The organism is Candidatus Omnitrophota bacterium (genome assembly GCA_030650275.1).
Taxonomy (GTDB): domain Bacteria; phylum Omnitrophota; class Gorgyraeia; order Zapsychrales; family Fredricksoniimonadaceae; genus JACPXN01.
The window spans coordinates 51639-62491 of record JAUSEK010000026.1; the positions used below are offsets into that span (position 1 = coordinate 51639).

Below are 10853 nucleotides of genomic sequence, written 5' to 3' on the forward strand. Positions count from 1 at the left end.
CCCCGAATGTTTTTATCGGGGGTCCAGTGCACTAGATTCCCGCTTTCGCGGGAATGACAAGGAGTTTTATGGCAAAGAAAATCAAACATCCGCACGTGCCTGACCTGGACCTGATGGAAGACCCGTGGCGGGTCTTTCGCATCATGGCGGAATTTGTTGACGGGTTTGACCAGATGTCCAAGATCGGGCCGGCGGTGAGCATTTTCGGTTCCGCGCGCATCAAGTCCGGAAGTCCTTATTACAGGGCCGCGGAGAGGACATCACACCTTTTAGTCAAGGCCGGATATGCCATCATCACCGGTGGGGGTCCCAGCATCATGGAGGCGGCCAATAAAGGGGCGGAGTCGGCCGCCGGCAAGTCCATCGGGCTTAACATTGACCTGCCCTTTGAACAAAAACCCAACCCGCACATCAATCATTTGATCAATTTCCATTATTTTTTCTGCCGCAAGGTGTGTTTTGTCAAATACGCCAAGGCCTTTGTGATCTTCCCAGGCGGCTACGGCACGCTTGATGAACTTTCGGAGAGCATCACGCTCATCCAGACCCAGCGCATGGAACCGTTTCCCGTCATCCTTTTCGGGAGCAAATATTGGAAAGGGCTTCTGAACTGGTTCAGGACCTCCATGCTTGAGGAAGATTGCATTGAAGCCAAGGACTTGAATATTATGCAGGTCGTGGACCGGCCGGAAGATGTTGTCAGGATCATCAAGAAATTTTATAGTAAGAAACATGGCCAATAATAACCATTGTCACCCCCGAATGTTTTAATCGGGGGTCCAGAACATTATGTCCAAACCAGTGAAAGTGGTCGTCCTGCGCACGGCAGGCACCAATTGCAACGAGGAAACGGCCTTCGCCTTTGCCCGTTTTGGTGCCGACGTTGAGCAGGTGCATGTCAATGCCCTGGTCAGCCGGACAAGAAAATTGTCGGACTACCATATCCTGGCCCTGCCCGGTGGTTTCAGTTACGGGGATGACATCGCCTCCGGCCGCATTTTGGCCAATGAGTTGCGCTTGAAATTGGGCGATGACCTCAAACGGTTCATTGCCGATGGAAAATTGGTCATCGGTATCTGCAACGGGTTCCAGGTCCTGGTCAAAGCAGGGATCCTGCCTGGTTTAGATGCCCGGTCCGGGCAGGAGGCCACGCTTTTTAACAATGATTCGGCGAAGTTCGAGGCCCGATGGACGCATTTGACCGTGGGCGGCAAATCCGTGTGGACCAAAGGGCTGCCCGGACGCATTGACCTGCCCGTGGCGCACGGGGAAGGGAAATTTATCCCTGTCAGCGGCAATGTGCTACAATTATTAAAGAAAAATAGCCAGATCGTGTTCCGTTATTGCGCCGCGGATGGGGGAAAACCCTTCGACAAAGCTCAGGGCAAGCCGGGTTACCCTGACAACCCTAATGGTTCGGTGGAAGACATCGCCGGCATCTGCGATACGACCGGCCGCGTGCTGGGCCTGATGCCGCATCCGGAACGGCATTTTTTCGCGATCCAGCATCCATCCTGGACGAGGCGTCCGCAAACAAGTGAATTCGGCGACGGCGCAAAAATTTTTGAGAATGGCGTGAACTATGTCCGTTCGCGTTTATTGTGAGATATGGCACAACGATTGACCTATAAGACCGCCGGGGTGGACATTGACGCGGCCAACCGCTTCGTGGACGGCATCAGGACCATGGCTAAAAGTACGGCGAGACCCGGTGTGATGTCGCGCCCTGGTTCTTTCGGTGCGCTGTTCGCCCCACCGCTCAAAGGATATCAGAAACCGGTCTTGGTCTCGTCCACCGACGGGGTTGGGACAAAATTGCTGGTGGCCAATGGGGTTGGCCAACACGGCACCGTGGGCATTGACCTCGTGGCCATGAACGTCAACGATATCCTGTGCACGGGCGCCAGGCCGCTGTTTTTTCTGGATTATATCGCCTGCGGGAAATTAGACCGCAGGGTGCTCAATGATGTCATGAAAGGGATCGTGGCCGGCTGCCGGCTTGCCGGATGCGCGCTCATCGGCGGAGAAACCGCCGAGATGCCTGGCATGTACAGGCCCAAGGATTATGATCTGGCTGGTTTTACCGTTGGCATTGTTGATAGGGACAAGATCATTGACGGTTCCACGATCAAAGCAGGGGACGTGCTCATAGGCCTTCCGTCGTCGGGTCTGCATTCCAACGGTTACTCGCTGGCGCGCAAGGCCCTGTCATTGCGCGAGCAGAAAATGTACGCCGGGATCCTGCTTAAAGCCACGTGCATTTATGTCAAGCCGGTGCTGGACCTGATCGCCCGCGTGAATGTCAAAGGCATGGCGCACATGACCGGCGGGGCATGGGTTGAAAAGTTGACAAAAATCTTGCCTAAGGGTTTATGTTTTTCCGTCGATAAGAATAGTTGGCCCAAGCCGCGTATTTTTCAATTGATCCAAGACAAGGGCAGGGTGTCTGAACATGAAATGTACCGCACCTTTAACATGGGCATCGGATTCGCGCTCGTGGTCAGCCCCCAAAAGGCCGCTTTAGCGCAAGCAGTTCTGCGCCGGCATAAGGTGGAGCCGTTTGTGATCGGTCAAGTGATCCGGGATTCAAAACGCAAAGTAGTGTTTAGATAAATGGATTCCCGCTTTCGCGGGAATGACAATCCATATGAATATTCTGGTCATTGGCTCCGGCGGACGCGAACACGCGCTGTGCTGGAAGATCAAACAAAGCCCTAAGGTCAAAAAACTTTTTTGCGTGCCGGGCAATGGCGGTATCAGCCGCATTGCCGAATGCGTCAACATCGGCGTTGAGGACATTGACGGTCTGTTGAAATTCGCTTTTGAAAAAAAGATCGACCTGACCGTGGTCGGGCCTGAGGCCTCCCTGGTCAAAGGCATTGTGGATGTTTTTACGCAGAAGGGCATGAAGATCTTCGGCCCCAGCGCTCTGGCCGCGCAATTGGAGGGCAGCAAGGCCTTTGCCAAAGAATTCATGCACCGGCGCAATATTCCGACGGCGGTCTACAAGGTCTTTGATGATGCCGCAAAGGCCAACGCTTTTTTGGCGCAGGCCCAGTTCCCCCTCGTGGTCAAGGCCGACGGCATTGCCGCGGGCAAAGGCGTTTATGTGTGCGGCCATTTGAAGGAAGCGCAAACGGCCATTGATGAGATCATGGTCCAGAAGATTTTTGGCAACGCCGGGGACCGTGTCGTCATCGAGGAATGTCTGCAGGGGGCAGAGGCGTCGATATTGGCCATCAGCGATGGCAAACATTTTTTGGTCCTGCCCGCGGCCCAGGACCATAAGCGTATCTTTGATGACGACCTGGGACCCAACACCGGCGGCATGGGTTCTTATTGTCCGGCCCCGGTGGTCACGGCGGATGTTCTTAAAACGGTCATTGCCCGCGTGATCGAGCCGGCGATCCGCGGCATGTATCAGGAAAACGTGCCTTTTAAGGGCGTTTTGTACGCCGGGCTCATGCTCACGGCGTCGGGGCCCATGGTGCTGGAATTCAATGTGCGTTTCGGCGATCCAGAGACCCAAAGCATTTTGCCGCGTTTAAAGACGGACTTGGTGGAAATTATGCTCGCGGCCTGCGACGGGCATCTGCATGAACTGTCCGTGCAATGGGACCCGCGTTCCTGCGTGTGTGTCGTCGTCAGCGCCGGCGGGTATCCGGGCCCGTACCAGAGCGGATTTCCCATTACGGGACTGGATGAGGTCGCCGATGAGGACACGGTCGTATTTCACGCGGGGACAAAAAATGACGGCGGCACCCTGGTCACCGGCGGCGGGCGTGTTTTAGGCGTCACCGCTTTGGGCCATGGTTTGGAAGAGGCCATCGCCCATGCTTATAGCGCTCTCGAAAAGATCCATTTTGACCATTGCTTTTTCCGGCGCGACATCGGTCAAAAGGCCTTGAAAGCCGTCGGAGGGAAAAAATGAAAACCAGGGTGCTCACCATCAACAGCGCGCTCCCCGAGCCCGACAAGATCGCCGAGGCGGCGCGCGTCATCCGCCGGGGCGGGCTGGTCGTTTTTCCGACGGAAACCGTCTACGGCATCGCGGCGGATTCCAATAACCCCAAGGCCATGGAACGTTTAAAGAAGGTCAAACGCCGCGCGGAAGACAAGCCATTCTCCATTTTGGTCGCCCAGCGCGGCATCATTGACAATTATTCGTCTTATACCGAACCGAATTTGTATAAACTGATCGACAAATACTGGCCCGGACCTTTGACGGTCATTGTTCCGGCCAGGGAGGAAGGGGCGACCATCGGGGTGCGCATGCCCGACCACACCATTGCTTTGCGCCTGGTGGAAGAATCCGGATGCACCATTGCCGCGCCTTCGGCCAATATTGAAGGGAAAAAACCGCCGACCAACCTGCGTGAGGCGATGGTGGACCTTGAGGGCCAGGTGGACCTAGCCATTGACGGGGGAGGCGTTGAGTTCGGCGTTTCCTCGACCATCGTGGATTTCACGAAGGAGAAACCGACGGTCATCCGCGACGGGGGCATCACCCAGCCGGACGTGGACCGCACCATCAACAAAAAGTGCGTTCTGTTCGTATGCACCGGCAACAGCTGCCGGTCGGTGATGGCCGAGTATCTGCTGAAAGCAAAACTCAAAGGTCGTCCGGACGTGGAAGTCCTTTCCGCCGGCACGAACGTTTTTTTCAAGACCCCGGCCAGCCAGGAGACCATCGCGGTCTTAAAGCAGAGGGGCATTGATGCCGGCGGCCACCAGTCCACACCGCTGGGGCGCATCATGCTACGCAAGAGCGACCTCATCTTCGCCATGACCCGCGGCCACCGCGCCCAGATCCTTGACCGCGTGCCGCCCGTCGAGAAAAGGGTGTATCTGCTCAAGGAATTTGCCTCTGATCCCCGCAGTGTTGAGACCGACATGGACGTGCCGGATCCCATCGGCCAGCCGCGCGCGGCTTATGAGGAATGCCTGTTAACCATTGATGAGGCGGTCGGAAAGATCGTGGACCTTTTATGAAAATTTTTATCGGCGCGGACCACCGCGGTTTCCCATTGAAAAAGAAAGTCACCGCTCACTTGGCCGCCCTGGGCCACCAGGTCACGGATGTGGGCACCAGCGTTGAGGGTGTGGATTGCGATTATCCGCCCATTTCCAAAGACGTGGCCCTGCGCGTGGTCAAAACAGCGGAAAGCCGGGGCATCCTTTTGTGCATGACCGGCATCGGACATTCCATCGCCGCCAACAAGGTGCCCGGGGCCTACGCGGCTTTGTGTTACAACACCCAGGCGGCCCGTTTTGCGCGCCAGCACAATAACGCCAATATCCTGGTCATCGGTGCCAAATTCGTCGGCGAGGCCCAGATCCTGGCCATCATTGACGCCTGGCTGACGTCGGAATTTGAGGGCGGCCGGCATTTGCGCCGCACCGATCAGATCAAGGCGATCGAACGGGAATTCTTAAAATAAAATTATCTTGAAAGGGACTATGATGGACCATTTGCGCCGCACCGATCCGGAAATTTCCGGGGCCATTCAACATGAACTCAAGCGCCAGAAGAACAATCTGGAACTCATCGCCTCCGAGAATATTGTCTCTGCCGCGGTTCTGGAGGCGGCAGGGTCGGTCTTGACCAATAAATACGCGGAAGGGTATCCGGCGGCGCGCTGGTATAACGGATGCGAGCACGTGGACACGGTGGAACGCCTGGCTATTGAACGGGCCAAGGCCCTGTTCGGCGCCGAGCATGTCAATGTCCAGCCGCATTCCGGTTCCCAGGCCAACACGGCCGTGTATCTGTCCGTGTTAAGCCCCGGCGATACGGTCATGGGTTTGGACCTGGCCTGCGGAGGGCATTTGACCCACGGCTTGAAGATCAATATTTCCGGACGCCTGTATCATTTTGTTTCGTATAAGGTGGATCAAAAGACCGAGCTCATTGATATGAATGAGGTTGAGCGTTTGGCGGTGGAACATAAGCCCAAAATGATCGTGGCCGGTTATTCCGCGTATTCAAGACCTTTGGATTTCAAACGTTTCCGTCAGATCGCGGACAAGGTTGGCGCGTATTTATTTGTGGATATGGCCCACTTTGCGGGATTGGTCGCGGCGGGGTTACATCCGAGTCCCGTGCCATACGCCGAATTTGTCACCACCACGACGCACAAGACCCTGCGCGGCCCCCGCGGAGGCATGATCCTTTGCCGTCAGGAATTTGCTAAAAAGATCGACAGCGCCATTTTCCCCGGCATCCAGGGCGGGCCTTTGATGCACATCATCGCGGCCAAGGCCGTATCGTTCAAAGAGGCCTTGTCCCCGGAATTCAAGCAATACCAGAAGCAGGTCGTTTCCAACGCCGTCGCGTTCGCCAAGGCCCTTGCCGCGCGGGGCTACCGGATCGTGTCCGGCGGAACGGACAACCATTTATTGATGGTGGACCTGCGATCCAAAAATATTTCCGGCAAGGACGCGGCCGGACTGCTGGACAAAGTGCAGATCACGGTCAACAAGAACCTTGTGCCGTTCGATCCCCAGCCCGCGACGGTCACCAGCGGCGTGCGCATCGGCACCCCGGCGGTGACGTCCCGCGGGATGAAGGAAAAAGAAATGGACAGGATCGCCCAATTGATCGAGAGCGCCATTGCCGGCCGGGCCGACGCCGCTGCTCTGGAAAAGGTGCGCGCCGACGTGCAGAAATTAACGGACGAATTTCCCATTTATCAGGACCTATAGACCATGCGTTGCCCCTCGTGCGGATATAAAGACACCGGTGTTGTGGATTCGCGTTTGAACAGCGATGGGACATCCATCCGCCGCCGGCGCAAATGCCCCAAGTGCGAGGAGCGCTTCACCACCTACGAACATATTGAGCAATTGCCTTTGATGGTGGTCAAGCGCGACGGCCGGCGCCAGCCCTTTGACCGCGCGCGCATCCTCAATGGTGTGGTCAAGGCCTGTGAGAAGCGGCCGGTGAGCGTGGACCAGGTCGAGGCCATGGTGGACAGCATTGAGCACGCCGTGCGTAAGAAATACGACCAGGAAATCAACGCCAAGGACATCGGCGAGATGGTCATGGACCGCCTCGCGGTCCTGGACGAGGTCGCTTACGTGCGTTTCGCCTCGGTCTACCGGCAATTCAGGGATGTCAACCAGTTCATGGACGAGTTGCAGACCATTTTGGGCAAGAACAAGGCCAAGAACAAGAAACTGAAAGCACGCAAGGCCAAAAGGAAAGGCTGATATGGTCAGGGTTGAATTGGTCAAGATCATCATTGACGAGAAACGCCAGGACCAGATCATCGTCCTTAAGGAAAAGGACGGCGAACGCCAGATCCCGGTCGTCATCGGGTTCATGGAGGCCTCCAGCATCCGGCTGAAGATCTCCGGCGTGGACATGCCCCGTCCCATGACCCATGATCTTTTAGTCAATGTCATTGAGGTCCTGGGCGGCCGTTTGGAGCGCGCACTCATCGACAAACTCGTTGACAATACTTTTCATGCCAAACTAGAAATAAGGTCCAAAGAGGGGGAGATCAAGCTCATTGATGCCCGGCCTTCGGACAGCATCGCCATGGCCGTGCGTCTTAAATCCCCCATTTTTGTCGCCGATGATATTTTTGACAAGTCGGCCATGCCGCAACCGGAATGATCCTCCTCAACCTTCCCCATTTAAAAATTGTCCGGGACCTCGCCCGGAGGAAAAAGATCAATGTCCATTTGGTCGGCGGTTTTTTGCGCGACCATCTTCTGGGAAAAAAAAGCACGGACCTTGATTTTGCCGTCGGTGAAAACGCTGTCGCTTTCGCCCGCGCCTTTGTCCGCAAGGTCAAGGGTACTTTCGTGCTTTTGGACAAAGAACACGGCTGTGCCCGCGTTGTGTGCAAAGAGGGTCAGGCGATCTGGACTTTTGATTTTTCAGACCTTCGCGCCCCCACCATCAAGGCCGATCTGCACTCCAGGGACTTTACCATCAATACGTTATGCGTGGATGTCACGAACCTCAAAGATACTGACGATCTGCAAGAAAATATCGTGGACCATTGGGGCGCCGCGCGCGACTTGAAGACCAAAACAGCGCGCATGGTGTCCGTTGATGCTTTTAAGGACGACCCCTTACGACTTTTGCGCGCCTACGCGTTAAAAGCTGTTTTTGGTTTGAAGATCGAATCTAAAACTGTTGCCCGCATTAAAAAAGACGCGGACCTTATCCTGAACGCGGCCATGGAACGGGTGCGCGAAGAAGTGTTCAAGGTCCTTTCTTCGCCGAGGGCTTATGAAACGACCGTTCTTTTGGACAAGGACGGGTTGTTGGCCAGGGTCCTGCCGCAATTGAGCGTCATGCAGGGCGTTCATCAGGGCGGGTATCATCATCTGGACGTGTGGCGCCATTCGCTGGAGGTCCTGCATCAGTTTGAACTTCTTTGCGCGCAGGAAAAAGACCCGCGAATACAGGCTTATCTTGGCGAGGAGATCGCTGGAAACCATTCGCGCGCGGCGCTTTTGAAATTAGCCGCCTTGCTGCATGATGTCGGCAAGCCGGACACACGAAAGCCGGAAGGCGAACGCATCACCTTTCATGGCCATGAACACGTGGGCGAGCGCATCACGCGGTTGGCGGCCAAGCGTTTGAAATTGTCTGTCAAGGAACGCCATTTTCTGGAAGACGCGGTGCGTATGCATTTGCGGCCCGGATACCTGTCCAATTTCCAACGTCCGACGGAAAAAGCAATATTCCGTTATTTTCGCGACACCGGAAAAGAGGGCGCGGCCATTGCGCTTTTGGCCATGGCCGACCAGCGCGCGACCCGCGGGCCTTTGACCACGCTGGAAAAAGCCGAACACCATGAGAAAATTTGCCGCATGGTCCTGGCGCGTTTCTTTGAGGAAAAAAATAAGGCCCCGCTCAAACGCCTGCTCACCGGCCGTGACCTTATCAAAACATTGAAATTAGAGCCCGGTCCCATTTTTGCCAAGATCCTGACTGCCGTTGAAGAGTCGCAATCATTAGGGAAGATAGCAACCAAGGCCGAAGCGTTGGCCTTGGCTAAAAAAATAGCAAAAGTATGATCTATAAGTTAGACAAAACTGTTGTGAGTGTCCGGGGGAGCGCGGAGAAGTTCTTGAGCGGGCTGACGTCCAACACGCTGGATAGGCCGCGCAACGCATTCCTGAACATGCATGGCCGCATCGTGGCCACCTTTGATCAGGTCCGCGCCGGTGATGACATATTCCTGTTGGTCATTGCCTCGTCGGCGTGGGAAGCACTCAAGGCGCATACGGATAGATACGCGCGCCTGAATAACACCACGATCGAGCCCGTGGCCTTGAACGCGTATTTTGATCTCTCGGGTGATTGTCCGCTGTCCGGGGGGGAATACGCCATTCCTCAAAATTCCGGACGCATCATTCTGACGGCCCGCGCAATACCTTTGGATGTTGCCGCGGACGCGTTCACCGTATTCCGTCTTCAAAATAATATCCCTCTGCACGGCGTGGATTATCACGATGATTTTATCCTCAACGTCCACGAGAATGATTTTGTGTCTTACACCAAGGGGTGTTTTTTGGGACAGGAACCGGTGTCCAAGGTGCATAACCGTTCCAAACCGACCTGGCAATTGGCCGTTCGCTGTGAAGACGGGTTAAGCGAAGAGGAGAAGGCCAAAATGACCTCCAAAGCCCGCGACCCCAAAACCGGCCGCACACTTGGATTTGTCTTTGTCAAAAACGCGCCCGCTGTGGTAGAATGACATCCTAAAAATTAAAGGAGTTCCCATGAACATCCGTACAAAGTCCGTTCACACGGGCGTTAACATTGACACGACGTTCAATTCCGTCATCACCCCGATCTATCCGACGTCCACGTTCTTTTTTGACGCCATCGGAAAGCACAAGGGCTATGATTACACCCGCAGCGGCAACCCCACGCGCGCGGCGCTGGAGGCCAATATCGCGGCCCTGGAAGGCGGGGTCAATTGTTCGGCGACCGCCACCGGCATGGCCGCCATCACCGCGGTCCTGTTTTTCCTCAAGCCCGGCGACCATATCATCACCGGCGACGACATTTACGGCGGCACCTACCGTTTGTTCAACGCGGTCTTAAAGCCCATGGGCTTTGATTTTTCCTTCATCAATATGCGCGACCTCAAGAAGGTCAAGGCCAGCGTCACGTCCAAAACAAAAATGATCTGGATCGAAACGCCGTCCAACCCGCTGTTGAATATCGTGGACATTGAAGGGGTCGTTGCCATCGCCCGCAAGAAAAAGATACTGACCGTCGCGGACAATACCTTTTTGTCCCCGTATTTCCAGAAGCCGCTGGAGCTCGGTGTAGATATGGTGGTCCATTCGACGACGAAATACCTCAACGGCCACAGCGATGTGGTCGGTGGGGCCATTGTTTATGCCAACAATGATCTGAAGGAACGCGGCCGGTATCTGGTCAATGCGTTGGGCGTATCGCAATCGCCGTATGACGCGTGGTTAGTCCTGCGCGGGATCAAGACGCTCGGCCCCCGCATGGAAGCGCACCAGAACAATGCCATGGCCGTGGCCCGTTTCCTCGAGGGGCACAAGAACGTCAGGAAGGTCTATTATCCGGGGCTTAAAAGCCATCCCCAGCCGGAGCTGGTCCGCAAACAGATGACAGGTTTCGGCGGCATGCTGGCCTTTGAGCTGAACACCGGCAAGGTCCTATTAAATACGTTTTTCAAGAAATTGAAATATTTCGCCCTGGCCGAATCATTGGGCGGGGTGGAATCATTGATCGAGACCCCGTGGTATATGAGCCACTCGTCCATGGGGCCGACGGCCTTAAAGGTCTCCGGCATCACCAGGGAAACCGTGCGCGTTTCGCTGGGCATTGAAGGCGCCGAAGATCT

12 protein-coding genes are annotated in these 10853 nt (G+C 55.5%); all 12 read left to right on the forward strand.

Features of this window, described 5'->3' with window-relative positions; all coding sequences use genetic code 11:
- Positions 1-68: 68 nt before the first annotated feature.
- The gene (locus Q7K71_07965; GenBank protein MDO8676023.1) at positions 69-743 is read left to right on the forward strand and encodes a TIGR00730 family Rossman fold protein; all 675 of its coding nucleotides are present in this window, start codon (positions 69-71) and stop codon (positions 741-743) included.
- 46 nt (positions 744-789) lie between these two features.
- Positions 790-1605, forward strand: coding sequence for a phosphoribosylformylglycinamidine synthase I (gene purQ, locus Q7K71_07970; GenBank protein ID MDO8676024.1), 816 nt, complete (start codon positions 790-792; stop codon positions 1603-1605).
- A gap of 3 nt (positions 1606-1608) precedes the next feature.
- A complete protein-coding gene (purM, locus tag Q7K71_07975) occupies positions 1609-2613 on the forward strand; it encodes a phosphoribosylformylglycinamidine cyclo-ligase (GenBank protein MDO8676025.1) in 1005 nt (334 codons plus the stop codon).
- Between the two features lie 34 nt (positions 2614-2647).
- Positions 2648-3931, forward strand: a complete 1284-nt coding sequence (purD, locus tag Q7K71_07980; GenBank protein ID MDO8676026.1) for a phosphoribosylamine--glycine ligase — start codon at positions 2648-2650, stop codon at positions 3929-3931.
- Positions 3928-4992, forward strand: a complete 1065-nt coding sequence (locus Q7K71_07985; GenBank protein ID MDO8676027.1) for an L-threonylcarbamoyladenylate synthase — start codon at positions 3928-3930, stop codon at positions 4990-4992. Before purD ends, Q7K71_07985 begins: the two co-directional genes overlap by 4 nt.
- The gene (gene rpiB / locus Q7K71_07990; protein ID MDO8676028.1) at positions 4989-5441 is read left to right on the forward strand and encodes a ribose 5-phosphate isomerase B; all 453 of its coding nucleotides are present in this window, start codon (positions 4989-4991) and stop codon (positions 5439-5441) included. The genes Q7K71_07985 and rpiB overlap by 4 nt, the downstream gene beginning before the upstream one ends.
- A 22-nt stretch (positions 5442-5463) precedes the next feature.
- The gene (gene glyA / locus Q7K71_07995) at positions 5464-6705 is read left to right on the forward strand and encodes a serine hydroxymethyltransferase (protein MDO8676029.1); all 1242 of its coding nucleotides are present in this window, start codon (positions 5464-5466) and stop codon (positions 6703-6705) included.
- A gap of 3 nt (positions 6706-6708) precedes the next feature.
- On the forward strand, positions 6709-7212 hold the full coding sequence (gene nrdR, locus Q7K71_08000; GenBank protein ID MDO8676030.1) for a transcriptional regulator NrdR: 504 nt from the start codon (positions 6709-6711) through the stop codon (positions 7210-7212).
- Position 7213: 1 nt separating this feature from the next.
- Entirely contained in the window at positions 7214-7621 is a 408-nt protein-coding gene (locus tag Q7K71_08005; GenBank protein ID MDO8676031.1) for a bifunctional nuclease family protein, read from the forward strand.
- Entirely contained in the window at positions 7618-9039 is a 1422-nt protein-coding gene (locus Q7K71_08010; protein MDO8676032.1) for an HD domain-containing protein, read from the forward strand. The genes Q7K71_08005 and Q7K71_08010 overlap by 4 nt, the downstream gene beginning before the upstream one ends.
- Positions 9036-9722 (forward strand): hypothetical protein, encoded by a 687-nt coding sequence (locus tag Q7K71_08015; protein MDO8676033.1) that lies wholly within the window; start codon positions 9036-9038, stop codon positions 9720-9722. The genes Q7K71_08010 and Q7K71_08015 overlap by 4 nt, the downstream gene beginning before the upstream one ends.
- 25 nt (positions 9723-9747) lie before the next feature.
- Positions 9748-10853 (forward strand): PLP-dependent aspartate aminotransferase family protein (locus Q7K71_08020; protein ID MDO8676034.1); only part of this gene is annotated, 1106 nt, incomplete at its 3' end.

Excerpts from the sequence above, each read along its gene's own strand:
- glyA (MDO8676029.1), top strand. The coding sequence starts at position 5,464 with ATGGACCATTTGCGCCGCACCGATCCGGAAATTTCCGGGGCCATTCAA.
- Q7K71_08005 (MDO8676031.1), top strand. The coding sequence starts at position 7,214 with ATGGTCAGGGTTGAATTGGTCAAGATCATCATTGACGAGAAACGCCAG.
- rpiB (MDO8676028.1), top strand. The coding sequence starts at position 4,989 with ATGAAAATTTTTATCGGCGCGGACCACCGCGGTTTCCCATTGAAAAAG.
- purQ (MDO8676024.1), top strand. The coding sequence starts at position 790 with ATGTCCAAACCAGTGAAAGTGGTCGTCCTGCGCACGGCAGGCACCAAT.
- Q7K71_07985 (MDO8676027.1), top strand. The coding sequence starts at position 3,928 with ATGAAAACCAGGGTGCTCACCATCAACAGCGCGCTCCCCGAGCCCGAC.
- purM (MDO8676025.1), top strand. The coding sequence starts at position 1,609 with ATGGCACAACGATTGACCTATAAGACCGCCGGGGTGGACATTGACGCG.
- purD (MDO8676026.1), top strand. The coding sequence starts at position 2,648 with ATGAATATTCTGGTCATTGGCTCCGGCGGACGCGAACACGCGCTGTGC.
- Q7K71_08010 (MDO8676032.1), top strand. The coding sequence starts at position 7,618 with ATGATCCTCCTCAACCTTCCCCATTTAAAAATTGTCCGGGACCTCGCC.
- nrdR (MDO8676030.1), top strand. The coding sequence starts at position 6,709 with ATGCGTTGCCCCTCGTGCGGATATAAAGACACCGGTGTTGTGGATTCG.
- Q7K71_07965 (MDO8676023.1), top strand. The coding sequence starts at position 69 with ATGGCAAAGAAAATCAAACATCCGCACGTGCCTGACCTGGACCTGATG.
- Q7K71_08015 (MDO8676033.1), top strand. The coding sequence starts at position 9,036 with ATGATCTATAAGTTAGACAAAACTGTTGTGAGTGTCCGGGGGAGCGCG.